Below are 24,202 nucleotides of genomic sequence, written 5' to 3'. Positions count from 1 at the left end.
ATTTGAATTGCGTCCTTATCTAAATATGAGAATAAATATTTTATCTCTTAATATATACTATATTCCAGATTCTATTAAATATTATGTAATTCTATCAATTTTAAGTAATATAAGCTATAAATAACTGTTACCATTTTAATATAATTTATTTTTGTATGAGTAAATCCTTCTTTATTACTAGAAAGAGACTGAGTTCCATAAGGTTAAATATAGCTAACTAGAGAAGTTATTCTGTGGGAGAAGGAACAGTACCGCAAATAAAGGATTTACATAATTACATAAATTTCAAACTTGAAGAGGCTATTGTAGAACTTAACTTAGCAACAGAACTACTTCAGAGAGGATATAGTAGAAACGCTTCTCAAAAGGCGTTTATGGCATGGAAGGCAGTAGTTAGCGTTTTAGTCTCAATAAATTTAGATAAGATGCCTAAAGATGAAAAAGAAAAGAAATGGTATAATAAGATAGGATTTTTAGCTCCCACGACTGGCCTTAACGGAATAGCCAGAAGATTAGAGGAAATAGGGTATAATGATCTTATTGGAATAAATTCGCTTGCGTTAAAACTTCATAGATATGCATATAATGGAATATATAGAGGGGCAAGTGATTATGCCGATAGGAAAGATGCCATAGAGGATCTAAAAGTTTTAATAAAAAAAATATCGGAAATTATAATGACTTTAGGTAAAGATAAGGAAGCTAAGGAGATAATAGTGAGACTCGAAACCATACAATCATGAAATTAAAGATTTAACTCTTACTTTTTAACTCTAAATATAATTTTCAGAGTAATTTTAGTCCCATATTCTACATATTTGTACTATGTATGAGTGAAACTTTTATATTTCACGTCTTTTTATTTTCTATGAGTTTTGTTCCTATTAATGATCAACCTTCTGTAAGAATAGGAAAAAGTTACGTAATGAAACAACACGAACTAATTTATCCTGAAAATTTAAAATTTAAAATAAAACATTATATATTTGATATTTATGTTAATTTGGAAGAAAAGGAAATAGAAGGAAACGCTAAAATATTTTTGAATTCACAAGGCGAAATGTATTTAGATGCTTTACATTTCTTCATAAATGAAATAAAACTTGACAATAAACCAATATCGTGGGATTATGACGGTAAAAAGATTAAAATGAACATAAACGGAGAACATGAACTTTCAGTATCATATAAAGTAAAAGGATCAGATAATTTTAGGTTCCTTAAAATAAACGATCATTATGAAGCAGCTAACATTGGGGAAGTTATGAGTGCGCCTGCTTGGATTCCGGTAGTCGATTATCCTGGAATGAAATCCACATCAGAAATGATCATAAGAGTAAAAAAACCCTACATAGCTGTATCTAATGGTTATTTGAAAGAGAAAAAGGAAGAAAAGGATTTTAACATTTTTCATTGGGTAATGGATATACCTCATTCTGCATATTTGAATAGTTTAGCTGTAGGTCAGTTCTTTACTAAAGAAGAGAAATGGAACGATGTGATTTTACAGTATTACTTACCTAAGGGTTATGATCAATTCATTAAAAATTTTTCATCAACAAAGGATATAATGGAATTTTTCTCTAACTACACTGGAGTAAAATATCCATATCCTAAATATGCACAAGTGGTTCTATTTGCAATGAGAGGAGGAATGGAATATATATCATCTACGCATTTAACGTGGATGACACTCCATGATGACATAGCTGAAATGGATTATTCAAGCGATAGTTTATTGTCACATGAAATGGCTCATCAGTGGTTTGGTGATTACGTTACTACAAAGGATTGGCCAAATATATGGCTTAATGAAGGTTTTGCAACTTATTTCCAAGCTTTATACTTTGAGCATTCTAAAGGAGAAGACGAATTTATATACGAAATGTATAGAAAATTACAGGATTACTTAAACGAATATAAAAAATATTCTAGACCTATAGTGATAAGGTATTATAAGTGGGCTGAGGAACTCTTCGATAAACATACATATCCTAAAGGTGCTTTAGTCTTACATACACTAAGAAACTACTTAGGAGATGATAAATTTAGGGAAGGAATAAAACGTTATTTAGAAGAGCATCCATACAGTCCAGTAGATACAGAAGATTTCAGAAAATCAATGGAAAAAGCTACTGGAGAAGATCTAACGCGTTTCTTTGATCAATTTATATATTCTGCAGGTCATCCTGTAATTAATGTATATTATGATAAAAAGAGAATAAGATTGGAACAAGCTCAAGACGCGCCAATTTATAATATTAACTTGGAAATAAAAGTAGTAAGTGGAAATAATACAAAAATAATAAATGTAGACTTAGGTAAATCTTTAGAGATTGAAGCTGAAGGGGAATATGTATGTGTAGATCCTAAATTTAAAACACTAAAGGTAGTAAATGATATGCAGGATGAGGAGAAGTTAATTAAAGAATCTAGAGATCCTGAAATAATGTGCAGAATAAATGCTATAAATTCACTAACAAGATTTTCGGATTCTAAGTCTATTTCAACCCTTAAAGAACTTTTAACTGACAGTTTTTGGGGGGTAAAATACGAAGCCGCTATTGCGTTAGGCAAAATAGGTAATGATGAAGCTTTGGAGGCATTAGTCTCTAGCAATGTAGAGCCATCTAAGGCTAGGAGAGGCGTAGCTAAGGCCTTAGGAGAGTTTAAGTTTAAGAAAAAAGCAGCAGATTATCTAGTATCTATTATAGAAAATGAAAAAAGTTACTATGTTAAAGCAGACGCTCTTTCAAGTCTTGGTAAAATAGGGTTGCCAGAATATAAAGAAGAAATAAAGAAGCATTTCGAAGAAAAGAGCCATATTGAGGTAATATCAACTTCAGTCTTAGAAGCCTTATCATATTATGGAGACGAGGACTCTTTCAATTTTATAGTAGAGAAAGGAGTCAAAAATGAGAACGAACTCATAAGAGCCGCAGCTGCTAAAAATTTAGGTAAGTTCAAGGAAAAGGCTTTAGACATCTTATCTGCTTTAATAAAAGATGAAAGTAGTCAAGTTAGAGGAAGTGCAGTAACAGCTTTAGGAGATGTTGGAAATTCTGGATCATATTTATTACAAAAAGTTATAGATAATGAAGACGAAGACGGTAGAATTAGAGCAAACGCATTAAGAATATATAATTCTCTAAATTCACAATAAAAATGTTTTTAAAAAAATAAAAATAGCTTAGATTGGATATGGATAGATATCTGGATCACTGAAGTATAATATCATATTAGAAGGTACGGCAATAGCATCTACTGAAGGTTTACCTAATGCTATCCATATTGGATTGTTTGAATTAGCTGCCATTACTGCAGTATCATGAGTTGATAAGGCTGCTTCTAAATTAGCGTATGAGTTTAAGCATAATCCAGTAGGATCTGAAGAATTAGATTGTACTATATCACTGCATTGTCCTGTAATTGGGTTAGGATATATGTTAGGATTAAAGTCTAATACTACTACTATATACCAAGGAATGGATGTATTTGTAGAGAATGTTACTATGTGTTCATGAGCTGGAGTGGGTAATACTCCTTCTGGTAATCCGAATACACCGTTCTTTATTCCTAAGTATTGTTCTACTGTAGTAAATGCTGGAGAATATATTAATGACATATGATCTGGACATGCTGTTGGAGTGTCTGCGGCTCCGCATTGAGTTAATATTGTATAATTATATCCATTATAGTGAAATACCGGAAATCCTTGTGGAGTTGCGCCTAAAGCTGTTGGTCCAAATATTGATAAACCCGCGAATGCTGGAACTACTACGTATACTGGAGCAGCGTTTGCTGGCATTGCAGAAGAGTTTAGAGGTAATCCTACTTCGCATCCCATTACTTCGCTTTCAACAGTAGAATTTGGATAGAATGATGAATTTACTGGAGGGCAGGAGAATTGTGCCGTATACATGAAAGTTATTACATTTCCATTTAGAAAAGCTCCTGATGAATTAACTATTACTGGAACTGTTTTAGTAACTGTCTGAGTTTGAGTTGTAGTAACTGTTGATGTAACTGTAGTAGGGGGTGTAGTAATTGTTGAAATCGAGGTTATTGTTTTGGTTACGGTAGTTGGAGGTTTAGTTAGATATAGTCCGAATCCCACTGCTGCAGCTATTATTAGTATTATAACAGCAGCAGCAAAAATAACATTAGATATAGCTAAATTCCGTTTATTTTTTCTTCCCATTTTATTACTCATCGTCAGCTTTATTGAATTAAAGGTTATTAAGAATTAGTTAGAATTTTTCTAACTAGCTAATATATAGTAATTCTTCAAGAAGGTATTATGCGATCTTTAAGAAATGTTGGATTTGCGTTTATTGGATTTATAGCCATTTTAGTAGTTTTTGGCGTATATGAAAGTTATTTTACAGCTACTTCAGCAATAGGAGATCCTATATCAAACAATATATACTATAAACTAGAAGCATATTCAAATTCAAATTTTAGTTATTCTTTTGTACCGTCTTCTATAGATATGTCAACAATAAAAGTATATAATTCAAGCTATATAGCTAAATATGAAGGAAAACCAGATATTATTTATATAGGAGCTGAATGGTGCCCGTACTGTGGTGCCGATAGATGGGCAATAATAATTACATTATTAAGATTTGGGAATTTTAGTGGATTAGATTATATGTTATCTTCTACAAATGATATATACCCTAATACACCTACGTTTACTTTCTCAAATTCTACATATAATAGTAAATATGTATCTTTCATTCCATACGAGTTTGAAAATAGAGAAGGAGAACCTCTTAATACTCCACCTTACTACATTCAATATTTATGGAAAGGACTTGCAAATAATAGTATTCCATTTGTGTATATAGGAGGATATTACTATCAAACAGGAACAATAATAAACCCTGGATTAATTAATGGAAAATCTTGGAATTACGTAATAGATCAACTAGGTTCAAATACTGAATTTGCAAAGCAAGTTTATACTGAAGCTAATATGTTGACTGCAGAAATATGTAAAGTTAATGGTAATCAACCTTCCAATGTATGTAAAAATCCTACTATATTACAAATAGAAAAAATGCTTTCTATTCAATTTGAAGATTTAGAAATAGATGATAAAAGCTAATTTTAAATCAAAATATGCGTTCTATCTTCCATAAAGGTTAACAATATGTTTTCAGAATAACAATTTCTATATATTGAAAGAAATTTAAAGGAGACTCCTCACTATCACTTATATTTAAAGCTTTAGTATAAAGATTCTAAAAAATTCCTAAATATCTACTATTCAATGATATAAGGATAAAAATGAATAAGTATTTACTTTCAATTACATTGTATGTTTATGTACTATCACTTTCAATCATTACAGTAATTTCTAAATTTAATGGTTTTTACATTCTACTGGCACTAGGTATAATATCGGAAATATCAAATGGTTTATTATTTAATTATTTATATAAAACCAGAAATTTAGAAAAACAGAATCTAGGTGAAGTATATTTCTTAAATATTTCAATGTTAATAGCCTTTTCTGGAATATTGAGTTTTTATTTATTTCTAAACGAATATTTATCTATTTCTATAATACTTTTAAGTACAGTATTTATACTAATACAAAATTTTTATAAGATAAAAGGAAATTATATAAAATCAGCTAAAATATCATTCTCTTTACTTTTGCTAGTCTTTACAACAACTTGGGTCCTAGCTACAGACATTAGCTTCGGTAGTGGAATGTTAAATTTTGGTGTTAATAATTTTATTACTGAAGCAGCAGGCCTGGGAATTCTAGACATTCCAATAATTTCCTTCTTATATAATTCGTTTTCAGTTTTAGTAGGAATAATAAGTACAGTATGGTTCTCAATTATGTTTGGTATTTTCTTTTTACCCCTTACAATTCATAGAATAATTTCTGCTAAAAAATTGGAAAATAAAATAAGATATACATTAATGATATTGGCCTATTGGATTTACAGCACTTATATACCTTCTTTTTCTCCAATTTCTGATAAAGTACAATATCTGCCCTATATGTGGTTCAATGGATTAGGAACTTATGGTCCAGTAAGTTCTTCTTATCTATTATCTGGAATAGTCGGAACATATATTGTAACAGCAATACTTTCCTACATGTTTGGTTCAAGACAGATATGTTCAGTAACTTGTACTGCACCTTACATGTTACAAGGATCTTTTATGTATTCACTAAAGGACTATAATAGGACCTCAAAACTAGGAAGGAAGACTTTAGGATCTAAAGTTAGTTGGTGGTATAAGATTAATTCTACAATAATTATGGGATCGCTAATTTTTCTAGCCATAATCTCTTTTCTAAATCAGGAGGGAGTAACTAATATATCAATACTTGGCATAGACCCAACAGTCTATATTTGTTTACTTTATTTCGACCTATTATGGTATATTCAATTCCTAATTATACCATTTATAGGTAATTATTCATGTGTAACTTCTGGGATATGTCAATGGGGAATAGCAAATCAAGTATTTTCCTATTTAGGACCTTTCAAATTAAAGGTTAAAGATAGTAATGCATGCTTAAATTGCAAAACAGTAGACTGCGCTAAAGCGTGCCCAGTGGGTATAACGGACATGAGAGGTTCATTTATTAAGAAAGGTGAGTTAAAATCTTTCAAATGTATAGGTGCGGGAGATTGCATAGAATCATGTCCAGAAAATAATATTTACATATACGATATAAGAAAAATGATTAAAGATAGAATAAAAATATGATTATTCAAATACTGGATTTTTATCTCTTACAAACGTTCCTCTTCTAAGATCAAGTAAAGCTTCTCTTATTTGGTCATCTGTATTCATAACTATTGGGCCATACCATGCTATATTTTCTTTAATGGGCTTTCCAGAAAGAAATATGAATCTAGAACCTTCCTGGCTTCTTATGCGAACTTCGTCACCTTCTCCATATATGACCAAATTACCTTCATCTACTTTAGTTCTGTCGTCAAAATCTGCTCCACCTTGAATAACATAGACTAATACAGTATAGTTTTCCTTTACTTTCTGAATAAATTCTCCTTCAGGTCTTAAGATGACATCAAAATAAGTAGGATCTACGTATAGGCCTGCTTTAACTGGTCCATTTACTCCTTGAAACTCTCCAGCTATTATCTTAACCTCACCACTATCTATCTTAACCTTAGGCACATGACTAGATTTAACTCCCCTATAAACTGGTGTTGACATTTTCTTGTTCGAAGGCAAATTTATCCATAACTGTAATCCCTTATTACTATTATCCAAAATTTTGGACTGTAAAATTCCCTTATCTTCTAAACTTAATGGCTTAGGCATTTCTTGGTGAAATATTCCACTTCCTGCAGTCATCCATTGCACATCTCCAGGATATATTACGCCTTTATTTCCCTCGCTGTCTTCATGTTCTACCTTACCTTCCAATAAGTAAGTAACTGTTTCTATTCCTCTATGAGGATGCCATGGAAATCCTGAAATATAATCTGAAGGATTGCTTGATCCAAAAAAATCTAACAAAAGAAACGGATCTGTAATATAAGCTGTAGGAACTCCTCCAAATACTCTATAAAGCTTCACGCCTGCTCCGTCAACTGTGTATTTACCTTGAATTATTCCAGAAACTTTCCTTATCATAAGTATAATATATACAAATTCTAATAAAAGTCTAATTCAACTTAACTATGGTTATCTTATTAAGAGAAATTTATATAGTTTATATTCAAGATTAATTCCAAAAAATCTTTCAGCTATACAGAGTATTATACTTCCTTAGACTCTAAAAGCCAAGGAAACGATTTAATGTAGTTGATTGTAGATTATTATCCGATTTATATAACCTTGTACTTTAAGGTCTAAGAAAGCATAAAACACTGGGAATGTTTTTATACAATATATGCATATATGTATATATATGCCCAAAGTTATAACTATTTCTGACGGAGTTTATGAGAAATTATCTAAACTTAAAGGTAATAAGTCATTTAGTCAAGTTATAAATGAATTAATTGAATATTATAATAAGAACAGAAAGGGGAGAGTAGAGGCTTTAGATATGATATTCGGAATACTAAATGAAGAAGAGGCTAAAGAATTGGAGAAGGAAGTAGAAGAATTTAGGAAGAATTTTAAAGTGAGAGAATATGGTAGTACTTGATTCCAATATAATAATTACAATAATGAAAGGAGATAAGAATATACTTAATTTTATAAAAAACAATTTCAATAGTATTTCAACCACTGTAATAAACGTTTATGAAATTATGAGGGGTAAATACAACAGTACTACATTAGAAGATTTTTTGAATCAAATTATAATTTATCCACTAACAATAGACGCAGTGAAAGTTGCGTCAGATATCTATAAAACTTTAAAGAGTAGTGGTAAAATTAAGAGTGATTCAGACATCTTGATAGCCTCAATTGTTAAGGCTAATAACTAAGTATTATTAACAAAAGATAAAGATTTTCATGATATTAGGAATTTAGGAGTAAATATAGAAATAATTTAGTTAGCCAAGGTAATTTGTTTTAAACAAACGCTGTAGAAATTCACAAGTTTTAATTTATTTAACTTCATAAGAGTAAATTATTTCTATTCTTTCTTCCAATAAACTCAAAATTGTTCTACAAAAATATTTTCAGTTTGATAATATCACTTATAGCTTTTATTAGTAGACCCTAAAATCGTCACTTTTAAAATAAGTCTAATGTATTAAAAAGTGATTTTAATCTATTAAATGACTATTCACAGAAGGAACTAATATTATCAAATAAAAATATTATGATTAAGAATAAGCGAAAGTCCTCCCTAGATATCTTACTCTTAACAAACACTAGTATTTCCTATATAGTTTATATTCAAGATTAATTCCAAAAATATCTTTTGACTATATGGTATTGAATTAATATTTTAAATTACATTTAATAGAGATCTTCAAAATATAATGTCTATATAAGTCCTATATCAGACCTCTTACCTATTTTTTTATTTATCCAGTATCTATATAATATTGTAGCTTTATCTGCTTCTACATGGGATTCTTTACTTACGTCTAAATAATATTCATAAGGTTGACTTTCTACAACCATTTTATCTTGAGACATTACTTCATCTTCGAATGATCTAATTTTTTCTTCAGAATATTCAAATGCATAATTCATAGCTATCCATGCATAAACTATGCTTTTTTGCTTACTTTCTGGAAATATAGCAAAGTACATAGAAAAAATTTTCTCATCAGAATTTTTTCTAAAATATAATATTAATGGATCTAATACTTTGTAAGTGTAAGAAACAAGCTTAGTCTCTCCTGTACCATCTGGATTAGGTTGCCAAACTTTAATGTCTTTAGCTATGATTTCATTATTATTTACTTCTACTTCATATTTTGGTATCTGAGGATATTTAGAGTCTCCAAGATAACCTTCATGGACAAACGCAAAATGAGACACATCTAAAATATTTTCCATTACTCTAAAGGGATTTGAATTAAAAACGTACGGCCCACATTTTATTTTCCTAAATGTCATGTCATTAAATTCTGGAAATTCGGGAACATCATGATCTGGAATATCCAATGAAATCCATACTATTCCATTTTTTTCTTTAATATTATATTTTTTAAGATTAACATGACCTTCAGAATCTGAAGAAGGAACATATACACACTTCCCATTCATATCAAATTCCCAACCGTGATATGAACACTTTATTCTATCAGACATAATTTTTCCTAGCGATAATTTAGCATTTCTATGCGGACATCTATTTTGAAACGCAAAGTATTTTCCATTATTTAATACAAGAATCTCATTTCCAAATAGGTTTATCTCCTTTATTTTAAAACCTGAAAAATCTACTGGATACCAGTATTTTTCCATAAAAATAGCTTTCTTAGAACTTTTTAAACTTTAAGAGCTTATATACTCTCGATAAAAGTCTATATTAATTTCATTTTTCCAATAGGAGTTAGTTCTCCATATTTAACTTTATTTTGACCTAAATCGTTACAATAATATGATAAAGTAGACGAAAATACTGATATTCCGTCCTTTGTGTCAATGTATAAATCATAATAGTTTGAGGAAGCTTTTTCACTACGATTCCTAACGTAGTTCAAGTAAAACAGTTCTGCTTCCTTTTCTCTAGATATCCTTATTATAAAAGAATTAAGTGAAGATCTAGTATAATTTTTTAAATCATTTATACCATTATATATATTACTATATCTTAATAAAAATTTCAACGCTAATTCAGAATCTACTACCATATCCGAATTTATTAAAAGATCCTGAGATAATTTTTCCTTATCAACACTACCGTTGTGAGCAAAAAAGAATAGTCCATTTTCGTTAGCTTCACTATAGGGATGAGAGAACTGGGAACCTACTAGGTTTTTGTCAGTAGCTTGTCTAGCATGAAATATTGCCATTGTTTCCTCGTCGTCAAGCTTTATAGGTAAATTTTCAGTAAAAATTGGATTTGCGCTTCTATAATGAAATATTTGATCCTTAGTTAATATAACAAATCCCCATCCGTCTGGATGAGTGGCATTTCCAAAATAAACATCTTTTTCTGCAGATTTTTTTAGGCAATTAAATAATTCCTCTATTTTTGACGAAGACGAACCATAATACGCAAACATTCTACACATAACACAAGTAGATATTTTCAAGAATAAAAATCCTTAATATAAAACAGCCTAATAATTACAACAATAATACTAAATAATTCACATTAAGCGATTTTTGCCATAACATACTATTAATTTCTTTACAGTGATATAGAACGATATTGAAATATTAAGGATCAGTTATTTCTAAATCTTTATAATTAATGACTAATCCCAATCTTATTAATGCTCTTTCACCTATTAAATTTTCGTTAAAGTTAGGAATCCATATTACAATAACACTAGCTTCTCTACCGTTAACATTAATACTTGATATTTTTCCGAATCCTTTGTAGCACTCTTCAGTACTTATACAAATATCTCCTACATCCATTATTGGAGAAGAAATTGCATCAAATATCTCGTAGTTAACTATAACGTCACCGCTAAAACCGGTATCTACATAAAACCATTCTTCACTATCATTTAACGTAGCCTTTAACATCATATTAAAAAATAGACTTCCTGTGGTGATTTTATAGTTATTTTTTTACCTTCTTTAGTCTTCTCTTTTACAAATTCATATAAAGAATTAATATCATCAAACTCCCCAATAACTTTCCCACTATCATTAAATACTATAAATTTCTTTATATTCGTAATCTTAATATCTTCTCCTTTATTAAGATATTTTTTTGCTTCTTTAAAGGCTTCATTAGGAGTAGAAAATTTGGAAATAATCCTATTATTGACTATTAAGAAATATTCTGAAGGAAAAGATCTAATACGTATTTTTTTACCTTCTTTAGTCTTCTCTTTTACAAATTCATATAAAGAATTAATATCATCAAACTCCCCAATAACTTCATCATTCTCTCCTAGTACAACATACATTGAATATAATATTTTAAGAATTAATATATAAATTAATACGTAGTAAATCTCATAGTCTCAAATAATGAAAGTAAACAAAAGCACGGGTTTAACTTCAAGTATTCGATAAATACCGATATATTCATTTAAACTTTTTATTTCCTTTAATTAAAAATTTCATAAATATCTCATATTTGCTATAGGTATCTATTTTCTTTACATAGAGATTCAAGCATTTCCTTCATGGACCTACTCCATGTATGCACTATAATTTTATTACCATTCTTTAAGACGGTATCCAGAATATTTAGTATCATTCTCCTATCTTCATCTATTATGTACTCCTCCGGCGCCTCGAGAAAAACTATAGCGTTCTCTTTTATGGAACTCAACTCTAAAATTATGGTAGCCAATGCCTTAATATTATAAGGGGAAATAGCTATTGATTTTCCATTATATTCTATTAATCCTCCTTCTATTTTAAGTCCAGGAAGATAGGACGTATACTCATTTTCGCTAAAATTCAATTTACCACTTCTTATTCTATTTATAGCCATTTCGCACTTATCTAGAAATATTTGAGCTACTTCCTGAGCATTTAATGCAGATTCTTCCGCATTTAACATAAAAGGCTTTGAAGGAGGTATGTACACCATTTCCTTTAAGCCTAAAAGTTCACTAACATTTTCTCTAACCCCAATAATTAATGGCTCTATTAGACTTTCTACTATACTGATCATGAATTCCTCAAATTCTGAATGACTGCCTATTGATTTTTCGTTAACTTCTTTAGCCGTAACTCTTAGAACTCTGTTTAACTCTTCTATGCTTATTTCTCTGTTTATCCCTTTATTTGACGGATAAAATTCCAAATCAATATCTATCACTATCTTTCCACTATTATATCTGAACCTGGAAATTATGTAAAAATCTCTTACGCCAGTTATCTGGTATAGATCAAAGGAATTTTTTATTTCCCTATCATTTTCGGTAACAGTTATTTCCTTATCATTTATTTTTACGTTAATATCCTTTTTAATTTCTTCTACTAAGTTAGATTCCAATTCTATATGTATAGGAGTTTTTAAAGAAATCTTATTATCTCTCCATGAAAGTTGTATTGAGGTATTTACATTACTTATGATAGAAGGTAAAGCATATGCCATGTTAATATATCTAAAATTCATTTCTCTAACTATTGAGGCTATTTCGAATATAGTAAAGTACATTTTTCTAATTTCGTCAGAATATTCTCTAGATATATGGAAATATGCAGTCCATGCAATCTTTCTTCTTTCCTTAAGGTATCCTGTAGGATCTAATATTGATAATGAATTTATCAGATCACTCAAATTGTCATATCCATAAAATACATTACAGTCGTTAAGAGTATAAGTCTTTTCAGATGTTGTTATTTTTAGCATAAGATACTCTAAGCAAGTAATAGATAATAAACCGATTTTAACAAATTTAGAAAATTTTTAGAAATATTGTCAGAAATTTCTCTAATTTAGAACATTTAAACTCTAACTAGTTAATCTTAAATATTTATATTAATTATCATTTTTTATGGAATTAACAATTACATTATATGGAAATCCTAATAACCCGCAAGTAGAAATAGGAAAAAATGTAAGTAAAGCAAATGACATATATGTTAAAAGTCCTTTAATGGCGTTCTTAGTTTCTATTCCGCATTGTATATATCTTATAACTAATGAAATTAATGAAAGAAAAGGGAAAGAATTAGAATTTAAGGTAATTGCAAGATATCAACTAGATAATTTAGCAATATTTACTGGGAATTATGTTTTTGAAAAAATTATTATTGAAATTTGTGGTAAAGATTGTAAAGAAGATTATATGGAAGATCTTTTAGAGATCGTAAAAAATAGTTGTCCAATTTATTTAAGTCTAAAAGATAAAGTTGAGCTAAAATATAAGATATATTAATTAATAGGTATGTTTGATTATGGATAATTTTGTTCTAACTTTCTATATTATATTGAAGATATTTTAATAACTCCTTATCATATTTTTTAAAATGTTCATATTAGTATTTCTAATAAAATTTTATGCTTTAATGGATCTTATTATGTCCTCAATTTCGTATCTACTTATAGTTATTCTTGTCATTTTTACTTTTTTCCTAAAGTACCTGGATCCATCAGTAACCTTAGCCTTAAACTTTTCCTTAGCTAAATTTACTAATAGAGAAACTCCTCCTTCAGGTTTTCTAAAAAGATAATTTGCAAAAAATTCTGAAGCTTTTTGTAGTCTTTTAATATAAGCATACTTTTCTTCTTGAATAACCCTTTGTAATGTTCCCATTTCATAAAGTCTTTTTACTATATATTGAGATATGGAAGAAGGCTTTGACTTTACCTTAATATTAGTAAAAGCTAATCTTATGCCAGAACCCAAAATTCTACTTAGACTACTAACATAAATGACATTATCTGAATAAAATGCTTTAGAATCTGAGAAATATCCATATATGTCATCCTCTATTATTTTAACGCTTTTGTTCTTAGCTTCCTCAAGAAATCTCTCCAACTCTTTTCCTTTAGCTACAATTCCTGTAGGATTATTTACTATAGCAAAATAAAAACATGGATTAGATAAATTCCACTTCCCTTCAGCAACTAAACCTTCGTACGGAAAAACTTGAGGATATTTAATTATACCGTCATGTGTAGGTTCTTCAGAACCTACAGTTTTACACATATTTATAGCATTATCTATTACTTCCATTGCAGAAGTTGCTAAGTTAAAATCAAAATTTACTCCTCTTATTTTTAGGAGATAATAAATCGCATCATCTATTCCTTCTACTTTTCCTTCAACATTAAGTACTGAATAATCTATTTCCTTCAATATTTCCTTTATTTCTGTAGAAGGGAAAATCTTAGGATCTGGATATCCTCTAGTTAAATCAATATACGTAGTATTTGATTCCGTTAAAAACTACCTCCCTTGCTTTTTCTTTTATATTATCAATATTAACGTTATACTTAAATGATATGTCTTTAATCTCTTCTTCTGTCATGGGCTGTATTTTAAGAATATTTAAAATTCCATTAACAGGGTTATCTTTATCTACATAAAATTCTCCTCTTTCAATATAATCTATAATATAGACATTATTTACATACTTAGATAATATTTTACCTGCTTCTAAAATTTTTTGAGAATCTGGAGCAGTTGCCCAAGGTTCTGCAGGAGGTCTTGTAGGGACCATTATGTGGACTTTGTCCGGAGAATAAGCCTTTAGAGATCTGCCTATATTTTCTAATTCCTCTTCTTTATCATTAACACCTTTTACTAGCATAACTTCTGACCATATTTCTCCGTTAAATTCTTTCCTAAATTGCTTTAATCCTTCCATAAAATCATCAAAATGAATGTCTCTATATGGTCTATCTACAATTCTAAAAGTTTTCTCGTCTCCAGCATCATTGCTAACTTTTACTACGTCTGCATAACTCATGTAACTTCTAATTTCTTCCATTTTTAACCTAGCGCCATTAGTAAAAACTGCAACTTTTTTCGGCTGATTTTCCTTACTCCACTTTATTAATATTCCTAGATCTTTGTACAATGTAGGTTCTCCATCTCCTATAAATGTTAAATAGTCATAGTCGTACATTTTAGTTGCTATTTTAATTTCCTCTTCTATTTCTTCATAATTGAAGAAATCTACTGTAGAGTTTATAAAATGGTTTGTTCTTCCTAGCTGGCAATAAACACAATTCCAATTACAATATTTTAAGGGAACAACATTAACTCCTAAAGATTTCCCAAATCTTCTAGAAGGTACAGGGCCAAAAACGTATTTAAACATAATAGAATATAGGTCAAAACTAATAATAAACTTTATACGAAAAAATCATAAATAATTATTTAATAAAAATATTTCGTAAAATCTCATAACTATATAATATCAATAATTTCTATATACTGTATAGACTTATCGAAAGATTATTGTCTGTTTTTAAAGAAAACTAATTATTAAATAAATTTTATCGTTTTAAAATAAATATTTAAGATCATATGTTATGAAATTTCGCTTAAACTCCTACCCTTTCCAGTCTCTATACCTTTAGTGAACCATATTATCGATGCTATAAGCCCTAATGTCCATATAATTAAATTAAATAACATATATTGGTATATTGATAAATCTGCTGCCAGGAATATAACAGGAATATAAGATCCTATAGATACAAATCTAACTATAGCAGTATATGTTCCTCTTTTTGGAGTAGGCCATAATTCTCCTTTTAAGGTATCTTCAGTTAAATAACCTATACTAGTGAATATATTAAGAATAACTAATAAAATCCAGAATAAAATCAAATTAGATGTCCAGTACGGTATTGTAAAGTAAATTATTGCTGTAGAAGATACTGTGCCTATAAACGATACTAGTAAAGTGAGTTTTCTAGATATTATATCTGCAAATGGAGATATTCCTAATCCAGCTAAAAACTCTGCTATACTTGCTACAAGAATTATCGTTGCAGTAAGTTCTGGAAAGAAATACGGACCTGCAACATAGGTCATTAGCCCAAATCCAATAGTATTTGCTGCGGCCATAACTATTGATACAGCAAGCCTTAATGGAATAGAAGGTAACTTAATAGTTTTCTTATCTACAGTAGAATGATCTTCTATAGACGTAAAATACTTCTTAACCTCTTTTTCTGCTCCATCTAAGTCACCCTTTTCTTCTAGCCATCTAATTGACTCAGGAATCTTAAGTCTGGCATATGCCAATATTATAAGTATGAAAATAGCTGTAATACCTATCATTAGTCTTTGAAATGTAATACTTGCATAAGCGCTACTAAGCGCTACTGCTGCTAACAATAAACCCCCAAAATTTATGAAATTTATCTCAAAAAACATAGTCTTACTTCTGTGCCTATTTGGCATTATCTCATGGTTCATAACCATTATAGTGTTCATTTCACCTCCTGCAGCGAAAAGTAACATAGCTAGAAAGAACAATATTAGATAATATTCATAAGCAAAAGTTATACCAACAGCGCCTATTGCATACAGTAACATTGTCAAGTGAACTCCTACGGCTCTTCAAGCTATCGCCTAGCCATGTTAGAGGCAAAGCATGTGGAGCCTGCCACGCCCTAACGGACGGGGCTTCCTGCTTCAAAGCCGAGGCTTGCCAAAGGTAGAGGTCTCAGCTCCACAGGCACTAAGGGTCGTTCCGACCCCGAGCACTAATGTGAACCCACAGTATCCCAATATGGGACTGTTGAATGGAGCAGAGGCGTACCACATAGACCCTCGCTTTAACCAAGGCGTCTCAGTGACGCTTACTCCGTCAGTGACTGCCATTAATAGAATATTTGAAAAATACGTATTTAAATGTAACTACAAAGGGAGCTCCTACGGCGATTTTCACGAACAACACTCCTAAACAAGAAGACAAGCCTTACAAGAGTAAAACTTTTATAAAGAGAACAAGAAAATAACACAAGCCAAAAGTGGGCATGGGGATAAAACCCCGTTGGATAGGCTGGCTATACGTCCCCGCGATCTAACATGTGGGACAACATCCCGAGTAGGAGCGTGCAAAAATTTAAGGGGACGTTCTCATAGTTAGTTCGCACTATCTCCTAACAAAATTAACAATACAACGCGTATTATAGAAAAATTCAAGAATCAGAAAAAGAGTATTACACATACAAAGTGAAGATCCTAAAGTTAACCTCTATCGAGTGGTTTCCTCGGCTCTTCAAGCTATCGCCTAGCCATGTTAGAGGCGAAGCATGTGGAGCCTATCCATCTCCACCCTTACGGATGGAGTCTTCCGCCCCCTTTGAACCCTATATAGATTAATTAGTTGGGGAGAGTAATACTCTCCAACTGGGAAACATGGTCGACCCTTTGACTGAAGCAAAGTCTTCGAACGGGGGCGTGACAAACCCCTACCATCGGACTGAACATTGTGATAATATGCACGGATATAGGTGTGATAAAGAGGTAGGGATCCTAGGAATAGACATATCAAAAGATCATCTAGTAACGAGTGAGGGGAGGGTCTACGAGAACAACAAGAAGGGTTATGAAGAAATACTAAAAGTGAAACTAAACACAATAGTGGTCGAACCGACAGGAGCATACTCAATAAAACCATGTCAATACTTCAAGGAAAAAGGGATCAAGATACTACAAGTAAGCCCAAATATACTATGGAAGGAGAAGGACTTGAGAGGAAAACAGATTTTTACGACGCAGAAAAACTAATAAACATGGCAAACAAGGCAAAGGAGTACAACTACAACCCATTGAAAGAACTAGTAACACTATATATCTTCCTAAAAGACCTTGAAGTAAAGTACAAGAACAGGGTAAAAAGAGCACTATTCCTAGTCAGTGACGAGGAAAAAATAAGCAAGGAAATGCTTGAAGAATTCTCTAAAGGAAACTTCAAAATACAATTATACAACTTAGAGTACACAAAGATCGTACTTGAAGAAATCGAAGTATTATCTAAAGCACTACTGGAAACAAGCGAGAAAATAAAAGAAGTAGAGAAAATGATACAATTACAGTCTGAAAATCACGTTCTATTAACTATACCGGGAATAGGAAAACTTTCTTCGGGAATAATAATAGGCATTGTTGGAGACATTAAACGCTTTCCTAACCCTGAGTCCTTCGTAGCCTACTGCGGTTTAGACCCAATAGTTGAGAGGAGCGGTAAAGCTACTGTAAGTAAGGGAATATCGAAGAAGGGTAATAAGTACTTGCGCAGCTTGTTCTACTTCCTCGCTGAGATGAATTACTCTCGTAATCCTACATTACTAGAATTTTACGAGAACCATAAGGAAAAGTTGAAGGGAAAGAAGTTGTACACTGCTTTAGCCAGGAAATTGGCTAGAATAGTTTGGAGTGTTTGGTATAATAATAAGCCTTATGAGCCTAAGTGATCCTCCCCAAATCGCCACGTGGATTGAAAGGTACACGTGGCAATCTTAGTTGACATTATGCTTGAAGTTCAACCGAAATATTTATTACTGAACGCCCCCTTGTTCAGATAAAACATTCTCTTTCTACCTAATTTATCGGACATAGGCCCAGTAAATATAATACCTATTATTAACCATAAAGGTGCCCAGGCTAATAATATACTCTCAAGAAATTTAGGCATAGGAACCCAGTTTGTAGCTATTGAAGCCATACCAAAAATATACGCTTCTAATGTCATACCTAGAGAAAATGCTATAAATGACCAATTATGAACAGAAGACCATTTTGCATTTTCCAAAATCCTATATAAATTCCTTTTCACAAGTGTTGAGCGAAATTCTAATATTTAAACTTCTTATTAAATAGGTTAAGAATTTTTAATCTTATTTTCTTTTTAGTCATACTTCAAAATGATTCTCTTAAATATCTGTTTTATAGCATTTATTATAAAAATTACTTAAACATAAGCTATTTGCTATGAATTTTTATATTAAATAATATAATAAAACTACTATAGTACAAAATAATGAGAAATTCCTATAAAGTATAACTGTTAAATGCTTGATTTTAAAATAATTATAAAATTATAGTTATAATATTTTATAATACTAATTTTTTGCCAAGATAGACAATTATTTAAATAGACAATTATGTTACCTATATTATGGCTCCAAAACCTGCTTCAGAATGGTTTCCAATAGTTCTAGGAACAATGGTACTTTCCTTAGTCTCATGGATAGACTCCATAGTTTTTAATTACAACGTCTTCCTGGGTATAGGAAAAATAATATATTTCATAGGAATAATCTTATTTATTTTAATTTTTTCACTATGGAGCTATAGATATATTTCTAATCCAAGATTAATAAAGGAAGATTTTAATAAATTAAATAGACTTAGTTTTACTTCCTTTCTAGGAGTATTGATTTTCGTAATTGGTTTTTTCTTTACAGTATACGTTAACGCATCAAGTGAAGTAATACACTTACTTTTATATATGTATTTTATAGGATACGCGATTGTACTTGTAGTAAATATTTTATTAGGATATAAATTATTTTCACAGCAAATTAAACCTGAAGAACTAAACTATTCAATTTTAGTTCCATCCATAGCTCTCTCTGCAAATATTATATTAAGTGCGCCTATATTACCACCTTCGTTCCCATACATAGGTAAAGAAGAAACTGAGATAGCATATTTTATGATGCTTGTTGCTGTTGGAATAACTTTCTTTCAATTTATTTTTATAGGAACTACTGCTTTCTTATCCCATGTAAACTTTAAGTCTGCACAGTCTACTCCAGCAATAATGATACCTGTAGGAGCATCAAGTATAATAGCAATAAATATTCTAATATTTCCGTCATATAACTACCTTAACCTATTTTATTTTCCATCTAATTTCGCATTAACTATTGCTATAATATTATGGGGATTTGAAATATGGAATTTAACAGTTGCATTACTGCTTGCATTAAGACACGTAAAGGAAAAAATGCCTTTAACAGTATGGGCTTATGTATTCCCTGTAGGCATATCTGATTTTTCAGATTTCTTACTTTACGAAGAGACTAAATTACCAGTATTCCTATGGAGCGTCTCAGTCATGTCTGTAGCGATAGTTTTATTGTATATATATGCTACTATAAACACAATAAATATAATAAAAAACAAATTAAATACCAGATAGGAATTTAAGGATAATTGGAGCGTCTTTTTTATATATTTCTTCATAATTTATCCATTTACCTCGATTATTAGCTATAATCAAGATAGAGGCGCTTTTTATTTCTTTCAATCTAGATATTAAAAATAAAGTTCCACTCTCCATATCTACCGCATCATCAGAGGAAACATGAGATTCCGAATAAAAATCGTCACTCTGAAAAATAGATCCATAAAAGATATTTCTTCCATTTTCTTTCATTGTTTTGTATAATCCATAGGCTAGCTCAAGATCTGGAAATAGAGAAAGTACAATGTCTCCTCTAGATCTTTGATATAATGAACTACTATAATGATGAGATACGCCTAAAGGTATGAAATAATCACCTAAGTTTTTACCATTTAGCGTTCCCGCAGTACCGTATCTTAAAATAACTTTAACTCCATTATTTATCAATTCCTCTAAAATAAATGCCGTCGAAGGGCCTCCTACTCCATGACTTGAAATAACAAAATTCTCGTTATTGTATTTCCCTATCTTAATTAGAAATCCTCTAACATTTATTGATTTTACATCAGTCAAAAACGAGGATATAATATCTACAACCTCTGGTTCTTCCACTATTATTCCTTTTGTAGGTAAGGGTTGATTAATTACAAGCATAAGTGGAGTATTTTCTACAACAAATAAGCATTACTTAATAATGAAAAGAAGATAGTCAATCTTTATTTTCTAAAATAATAACTTGACTTTATGCTCTACGGATTCTCTATTGCCTCGTTTCAATACGAAGAAATGAATAATAATAGTGATTGGTACGCATGGATAACAGATCCTACTAACCTTTTCCTAAATAAAGTATCTGGTGAGTTACCTACAAGAAATTATTATATTTCTAAATATTCACAAATACATGATTTAGCATTAAAGGTAAATGCAAATGCTTGGAGACTAAGCTTTAGTTGGGAAAAATTAGTACCTAAAAAAGATAAAATCTCTACTGAATACTTAAACTTGTATAGGAAGATTCTGAAGGATCTTAAAGATAAGGGATTTAAAATATTTGCATGTTTGAATCATTTTGTCCTACCGTTATGGTTACATGATCCTATAAAAGCTAGAGAATCCCTTATGACACAAGGTCCTTTAGGCTGGTTTGATAAATCTATTATAGACGAGTTCTTGAAATTTTCTCTTTTAATATATGATAACTTTTCAGAATATATTGATTATATATGTACTTTTAATGAACCAAATAACATGATAGATTTCGGATATTTAACAGGATATTTTCCGCCAGGGATAACTAGTAATTACGTTGCAGAAAAAGTAAGGAATAACGTTATTGAAGCTCATAATAAGGTTTACGAGGAATTGTCTAGAAAGGGAGCTAAAGTAGGTATAGTTTATATGATACCAGCCATTCAAGGAGAAGATAATGTAAAAAAGGAAGCTGAAAAAAGATTGGTTTGGGATTTTTTAGATAAAATAAAGATCGACTGGATAGGAGTTAATTATTATTCTAGAATAAAATTAGATAAGAAAGGCATACCATTGCACGGATACGGTTTCTTCTGCGAAAAGGACTCTTCCTCTCTAGATGGAAATCCTACTTCAGACTATGGATGGGAAGTTTATCCAGAAGGAATTACGCAAGTTTTAGAATCAGTAAAAAGAATAGAAAAACCAATTTATGTAACAGAGAATGGAGTTGCTGATGAAAGAGATTATCTTAGACCTAGATTTATTTTAGATCATTTGAACGCAATAAAATCGTCTAGAGTAAAAGTAGAAGGATATTTTCATTGGTCTTTATTAGATAATTATGAGTGGAATTTTGGATATAATATGAAATTTGGCTTATATGATATTAATATGAATCCAAGACCTTCTGCGTACATCTTCAAGGAAATTACTTATATGCCGTAAAATTAAAAAGATATATCGAAAACTTTTTATTAAAGCTAGAATGAAACATTACACCATGGACATTAAAACAAGAACTTTACTTTTACTTTCGTCAATGCTCTTAATCGTAAATTACGTAGAAACTATGGTTATACCAGCATTACCTACAATAGAAAGCGATTTTTCAATTTCAGCTACATTAGCTGGATGGGTAACTTCTGCTTATATGATAGTAGCCGCAGCAACGTCACCACTAATGGGTAAATTAGCAGACACTTACGGTAAGAAAAAAATGTATGTAATTGCTATAGGTTTCTATATAGTAGCAGTTTCTTTAGCAGGTTTTTCTCCGAATATATGGTTTTTGCTAGGAGCTAGAGCCATACAAGGTGTAGGATTTTCAATTTTTCCTATAGCAATAGCTATAATAACTGATCTTTTCCCAAGAGAAAAAGTAGCATTTGCACAAGCTATCTTAAGTGCAATTCTAGGAATTGGACCAGCTCTAGGACTTTTAGTAGGTTCGTATGTAGTAGAAGACTTAGGATGGCCTTATGCTTTCCATACCGCCGCAATATTATCAATAATAGTATTTGCAGCTTCAGTAGCATATTTACCTCATACTGGACACAGAGTAAAAGAAAAAGTAGATTACGGTGGAGCGACCTTGATAGGATTAGCCACAGTCATGGTATTAGTATATATAACTGAGGGGCCTACATTAGGCTGGTTAGCCATTAACAATTTGGCACTTTTGATTTCCGGGTTAGTACTATATGGAGTGTTTATAGCCTATGAACAAAGAGTTAAAGAACCTCTACTCCGTCTAGATCTTTTCAAGATAAGAAACTTCGCAGTAGCGAACATAGTTGGTTTAGTTTCAGGAATAGGAATGTTCATGGTATTTATATTCATGGTGTATTATTCTCAATTACCACGTCCATATGGTTTAGGATTATCTATTATAGAATCAGGATTATTAATGTCGCCAGTAGCTTTCGGAATGGTTATATTTGGACCGTTATTTGGTAGGCTAATGCCAAAAATTGGACCAAAACCAGTATTAATATCCGGAAGTATAATATCAGCATTATCGTATTTCATGCTATTAGTAAATAGGGCTACTCCAGTAGACTTATTGGAAGCAGGATTTGTAAGTTCAATAGGTTTAGTAGCTGTAATTTTACCTCTTGTAAATATGGTTGCTCTATCCTTACCAGACGAATATAGAACTACTGGTATGGGTATGAACACAATGTTAAGAACATTAGGAGGATCTGCAGGACCAGTAGCAGCAACTGTCTTAATGGATAGCTATCAAGATCCAGTTATAATGATGTATAATAATCAACCATTAGTTTTAGGTTATCTACCGTCAGCTACAGCTTTTGACTATATCGCAATTTTAGGAATATTCATAATGATTGTAACATTAATAGTTTCTTTATGGACAAAGAATTACACATTTAAAGCAAATAAAACTGCTGCAACTACTTAAAGTTTTAACCAATAATTAATAATTTTTTCCAATAATTCTCTTAGCTTAATCTCATTTTTTGAAACATCGGTAATCAAATTTTCGTCTCCTCCGTATTCCTTTAACCAATCTTTAACTATACTTGAATTAACCTCTAAATGAAACTGCAGACCTAATGCTTTCCCTAGTCTAAATGCTTGAAAATATTTCTCACTATATGCTAAAAGTTCGGCATTTTCTGGCAAAGAAAAAGTATCGCCATGCCATTGAAATACATTAGCGTCCCCAAGATAAGAGAGATCTCCAATAAATTTTACTTTTTTTATACCTATTTCTGAACCGAATTGTCCCTTAATCACCTCGCCACCTAATGATGCAGACAATAACTGAGAACCTAAACAAATACCTAAAATCCTTTTTCCTTTTTCAAAAGAGGACCTTATAATTTCAATTTCTTTCTGTAAGAAAGGAAACTTATCCTTCTCGTATACTCCCATTGGACCGCCCATAATAATTAATGCATCAAAATCTTCATCATGAAGATCTTCTGCCATAATCTCTTTTATTTCACCTCTAAGTATCTCCTTAAGTACTCCAGGTCCTTCAATAGGATAATTCTTTACTATTAAGTACTTCATATATTATATGATGATAAAA

At 30.7% G+C, this 24,202-nt stretch carries 23 protein-coding genes and 1 pseudogene; 11 read left to right on the top strand and 13 right to left on the bottom strand.

All coding sequences use genetic code 11. From position 1 onward, the window contains the following. Window positions 1-233: 233 nt before the first annotated feature. Window positions 234-743, top strand: coding sequence for a PaREP1 family protein (locus DFR85_RS18950; RefSeq protein ID WP_110269639.1), 510 nt, complete (start codon window positions 234-236; stop codon window positions 741-743). A gap of 125 nt (window positions 744-868) precedes the next feature. Then, the gene (locus tag DFR85_RS18945) at window positions 869-3,163 is read left to right on the top strand and encodes a M1 family metallopeptidase (protein ID WP_110269638.1); all 2,295 of its coding nucleotides are present in this window, start codon (window positions 869-871) and stop codon (window positions 3,161-3,163) included. A 27-nt stretch (window positions 3,164-3,190) separates the two neighbouring features. Here DFR85_RS18945 and DFR85_RS18940 read toward each other — a convergent pair whose 3' ends face one another. After that, window positions 3,191-4,213 (bottom strand): hypothetical protein, encoded by a 1,023-nt coding sequence (locus tag DFR85_RS18940; RefSeq protein WP_246252985.1) that lies wholly within the window; start codon window positions 4,211-4,213, stop codon window positions 3,191-3,193. An 87-nt stretch (window positions 4,214-4,300) separates the two neighbouring features. On the opposite strand from DFR85_RS18940, the gene DFR85_RS18935 reads away from it, so the two are divergent. Then, a complete protein-coding gene (locus DFR85_RS18935; protein WP_110269637.1) occupies window positions 4,301-5,113 on the top strand; it encodes a DUF929 family protein in 813 nt (270 codons plus the stop codon). 182 nt (window positions 5,114-5,295) lie between these two features. After that, a complete protein-coding gene (locus DFR85_RS18930; protein ID WP_110269636.1) occupies window positions 5,296-6,744 on the top strand; it encodes a 4Fe-4S binding protein in 1,449 nt (482 codons plus the stop codon). Here DFR85_RS18930 and DFR85_RS18925 read toward each other — a convergent pair whose 3' ends face one another. Continuing rightward, entirely contained in the window at window positions 6,745-7,641 is an 897-nt protein-coding gene (locus DFR85_RS18925) for a pirin family protein (protein WP_110269635.1), read from the bottom strand. A 277-nt stretch (window positions 7,642-7,918) separates the two neighbouring features. Between DFR85_RS18925 and DFR85_RS18920 the strand changes: the two genes are divergently transcribed. Beyond that, window positions 7,919-8,161 carry an antitoxin VapB family protein gene (locus DFR85_RS18920; RefSeq protein ID WP_110271768.1) on the top strand — a complete coding sequence of 81 codons (243 nt, stop codon included), beginning with the start codon at window positions 7,919-7,921 and terminating at the stop codon, window positions 8,159-8,161. Then, window positions 8,148-8,447, top strand: coding sequence for a PIN domain-containing protein (locus DFR85_RS18915; RefSeq protein ID WP_246252984.1), 300 nt, complete (start codon window positions 8,148-8,150; stop codon window positions 8,445-8,447). Before DFR85_RS18920 ends, DFR85_RS18915 begins: the two co-directional genes overlap by 14 nt. Before the next feature lie 508 nt (window positions 8,448-8,955). On the opposite strand, the gene DFR85_RS18910 is transcribed toward DFR85_RS18915, so the two are convergent. From DFR85_RS18910 to DFR85_RS18890, 5 genes are all read right to left on the bottom strand, one after another. Then, the gene (locus DFR85_RS18910; protein ID WP_110269634.1) at window positions 8,956-9,888 is read right to left on the bottom strand and encodes an aromatic ring-hydroxylating oxygenase subunit alpha; all 933 of its coding nucleotides are present in this window, start codon (window positions 9,886-9,888) and stop codon (window positions 8,956-8,958) included. 59 nt (window positions 9,889-9,947) lie between these two features. Beyond that, window positions 9,948-10,661 (bottom strand): class II glutamine amidotransferase domain-containing protein, encoded by a 714-nt coding sequence (locus DFR85_RS18905; RefSeq protein ID WP_246252983.1) that lies wholly within the window; start codon window positions 10,659-10,661, stop codon window positions 9,948-9,950. A gap of 148 nt (window positions 10,662-10,809) precedes the next feature. After that, window positions 10,810-11,127, bottom strand: coding sequence for a pepsin/retropepsin-like aspartic protease family protein (locus tag DFR85_RS18900; RefSeq protein ID WP_162582597.1), 318 nt, complete (start codon window positions 11,125-11,127; stop codon window positions 10,810-10,812). Beyond that, entirely contained in the window at window positions 11,124-11,513 is a 390-nt protein-coding gene (locus tag DFR85_RS18895; protein ID WP_110269631.1) for a hypothetical protein, read from the bottom strand. Before DFR85_RS18895 ends, DFR85_RS18900 begins: the two co-directional genes overlap by 4 nt. A 176-nt stretch (window positions 11,514-11,689) precedes the next feature. Next, window positions 11,690-12,916: a hypothetical protein gene (locus DFR85_RS18890; protein ID WP_110269630.1), complete on the bottom strand. Its 1,227-nt coding sequence runs from the start codon at window positions 12,914-12,916 to the stop codon at window positions 11,690-11,692. Window positions 12,917-13,061: 145 nt separating this feature from the next. On the opposite strand from DFR85_RS18890, the gene DFR85_RS18885 reads away from it, so the two are divergent. Then, window positions 13,062-13,445, top strand: coding sequence for an OsmC family protein (locus tag DFR85_RS18885; RefSeq protein WP_110269629.1), 384 nt, complete (start codon window positions 13,062-13,064; stop codon window positions 13,443-13,445). Between the two features lie 120 nt (window positions 13,446-13,565). Here DFR85_RS18885 and DFR85_RS18880 read toward each other — a convergent pair whose 3' ends face one another. The 3 genes from DFR85_RS18880 to DFR85_RS18870 form a co-directional block, all read right to left on the bottom strand. Continuing rightward, on the bottom strand, window positions 13,566-14,369 hold the full coding sequence (locus tag DFR85_RS18880) for an aminotransferase class I/II-fold pyridoxal phosphate-dependent enzyme (RefSeq protein ID WP_110269628.1): 804 nt from the start codon (window positions 14,367-14,369) through the stop codon (window positions 13,566-13,568). Between the two features lie 58 nt (window positions 14,370-14,427). Beyond that, the gene (locus DFR85_RS18875; protein ID WP_110269627.1) at window positions 14,428-15,336 is read right to left on the bottom strand and encodes a radical SAM protein; all 909 of its coding nucleotides are present in this window, start codon (window positions 15,334-15,336) and stop codon (window positions 14,428-14,430) included. Window positions 15,337-15,548: 212 nt separating this feature from the next. Further along, the gene (locus DFR85_RS18870; RefSeq protein WP_110269626.1) at window positions 15,549-16,565 is read right to left on the bottom strand and encodes an MFS transporter; all 1,017 of its coding nucleotides are present in this window, start codon (window positions 16,563-16,565) and stop codon (window positions 15,549-15,551) included. An 828-nt stretch (window positions 16,566-17,393) separates the two neighbouring features. Between DFR85_RS18870 and DFR85_RS18865 the strand changes: the two are divergent. Further along, window positions 17,394-18,451, top strand: a pseudogene (locus tag DFR85_RS18865) (IS110 family RNA-guided transposase). Between the two features lie 68 nt (window positions 18,452-18,519). On the opposite strand, the gene DFR85_RS31760 reads toward DFR85_RS18865, so the two are convergent. Further along, on the bottom strand, window positions 18,520-18,813 hold the full coding sequence (locus DFR85_RS31760) for a hypothetical protein (RefSeq protein WP_246252982.1): 294 nt from the start codon (window positions 18,811-18,813) through the stop codon (window positions 18,520-18,522). A gap of 342 nt (window positions 18,814-19,155) precedes the next feature. On the opposite strand from DFR85_RS31760, the gene DFR85_RS18855 reads away from it, so the two are divergent. Next, on the top strand, window positions 19,156-20,184 hold the full coding sequence (locus DFR85_RS18855; protein WP_110269625.1) for an SLAC1 family transporter: 1,029 nt from the start codon (window positions 19,156-19,158) through the stop codon (window positions 20,182-20,184). Here the strand turns inward: DFR85_RS18855 and DFR85_RS18850 are convergent. After that, window positions 20,170-20,823 carry a phosphorylase family protein gene (locus tag DFR85_RS18850; RefSeq protein ID WP_110269624.1) on the bottom strand — a complete coding sequence of 218 codons (654 nt, stop codon included), beginning with the start codon at window positions 20,821-20,823 and terminating at the stop codon, window positions 20,170-20,172. The genes DFR85_RS18855 and DFR85_RS18850 overlap by 15 nt on opposite strands. A 90-nt stretch (window positions 20,824-20,913) precedes the next feature. On the opposite strand from DFR85_RS18850, the gene DFR85_RS18845 reads away from it, so the two are divergent. Beyond that, entirely contained in the window at window positions 20,914-22,089 is a 1,176-nt protein-coding gene (locus tag DFR85_RS18845; protein WP_110269623.1) for a family 1 glycosylhydrolase, read from the top strand. A 55-nt stretch (window positions 22,090-22,144) separates the two neighbouring features. Continuing rightward, a complete protein-coding gene (locus tag DFR85_RS18840; RefSeq protein WP_110269622.1) occupies window positions 22,145-23,566 on the top strand; it encodes an MFS transporter in 1,422 nt (473 codons plus the stop codon). Here the strand turns inward: DFR85_RS18840 and DFR85_RS18835 are convergent. Further along, a complete protein-coding gene (locus DFR85_RS18835) occupies window positions 23,563-24,183 on the bottom strand; it encodes a type 1 glutamine amidotransferase (RefSeq protein ID WP_110269621.1) in 621 nt (206 codons plus the stop codon). The two genes, DFR85_RS18840 and DFR85_RS18835, sit on opposite strands and share 4 nt — an antisense overlap. Window positions 24,184-24,202 lie beyond the last annotated feature (19 nt).

The sequence above is a fragment of the Acidianus brierleyi genome (assembly GCF_003201835.2).
GTDB classification, from domain to species: domain Archaea; phylum Thermoproteota; class Thermoprotei_A; order Sulfolobales; family Sulfolobaceae; genus Aramenus; species Aramenus brierleyi.
Note: the sequence above shows the minus strand (reverse complement) of the source record. Positions and strands in the feature narration are given on the sequence as shown.

Bases quoted from the DNA above. Each gene is read 5' to 3' on its own strand.
- DFR85_RS18945 (WP_110269638.1), top strand. From the start codon at position 869: ATGAGTTTTGTTCCTATTAATGATCAACCTTCTGTAAGAATAGGAAAA.
- DFR85_RS18940 (WP_246252985.1), bottom strand. From the start codon at position 4,213: ATGAGTAATAAAATGGGAAGAAAAAATAAACGGAATTTAGCTATATCT.
- DFR85_RS18935 (WP_110269637.1), top strand. From the start codon at position 4,301: ATGCGATCTTTAAGAAATGTTGGATTTGCGTTTATTGGATTTATAGCC.
- DFR85_RS18930 (WP_110269636.1), top strand. From the start codon at position 5,296: ATGAATAAGTATTTACTTTCAATTACATTGTATGTTTATGTACTATCA.
- DFR85_RS18925 (WP_110269635.1), bottom strand. From the start codon at position 7,641: ATGATAAGGAAAGTTTCTGGAATAATTCAAGGTAAATACACAGTTGAC.
- DFR85_RS18920 (WP_110271768.1), top strand. From the start codon at position 7,919: ATGCCCAAAGTTATAACTATTTCTGACGGAGTTTATGAGAAATTATCT.
- DFR85_RS18915 (WP_246252984.1), top strand. From the start codon at position 8,148: ATGGTAGTACTTGATTCCAATATAATAATTACAATAATGAAAGGAGAT.
- DFR85_RS18910 (WP_110269634.1), bottom strand. From the start codon at position 9,888: ATGGAAAAATACTGGTATCCAGTAGATTTTTCAGGTTTTAAAATAAAG.
- DFR85_RS18905 (WP_246252983.1), bottom strand. From the start codon at position 10,661: ATGTGTAGAATGTTTGCGTATTATGGTTCGTCTTCGTCAAAAATAGAG.
- DFR85_RS18900 (WP_162582597.1), bottom strand. From the start codon at position 11,127: ATGATGTTAAAGGCTACGTTAAATGATAGTGAAGAATGGTTTTATGTA.
- DFR85_RS18895 (WP_110269631.1), bottom strand. From the start codon at position 11,513: ATGTATGTTGTACTAGGAGAGAATGATGAAGTTATTGGGGAGTTTGAT.
- DFR85_RS18890 (WP_110269630.1), bottom strand. From the start codon at position 12,916: ATGCTAAAAATAACAACATCTGAAAAGACTTATACTCTTAACGACTGT.
- DFR85_RS18885 (WP_110269629.1), top strand. From the start codon at position 13,062: ATGGAATTAACAATTACATTATATGGAAATCCTAATAACCCGCAAGTA.
- DFR85_RS18875 (WP_110269627.1), bottom strand. From the start codon at position 15,336: ATGTTTAAATACGTTTTTGGCCCTGTACCTTCTAGAAGATTTGGGAAA.
- DFR85_RS18870 (WP_110269626.1), bottom strand. From the start codon at position 16,565: ATGTTACTGTATGCAATAGGCGCTGTTGGTATAACTTTTGCTTATGAA.
- DFR85_RS18855 (WP_110269625.1), top strand. From the start codon at position 19,156: ATGGCTCCAAAACCTGCTTCAGAATGGTTTCCAATAGTTCTAGGAACA.
- DFR85_RS18850 (WP_110269624.1), bottom strand. From the start codon at position 20,823: ATGCTTGTAATTAATCAACCCTTACCTACAAAAGGAATAATAGTGGAA.
- DFR85_RS18845 (WP_110269623.1), top strand. From the start codon at position 20,914: ATGCTCTACGGATTCTCTATTGCCTCGTTTCAATACGAAGAAATGAAT.
- DFR85_RS18840 (WP_110269622.1), top strand. From the start codon at position 22,145: ATGGACATTAAAACAAGAACTTTACTTTTACTTTCGTCAATGCTCTTA.
- DFR85_RS18835 (WP_110269621.1), bottom strand. From the start codon at position 24,183: ATGAAGTACTTAATAGTAAAGAATTATCCTATTGAAGGACCTGGAGTA.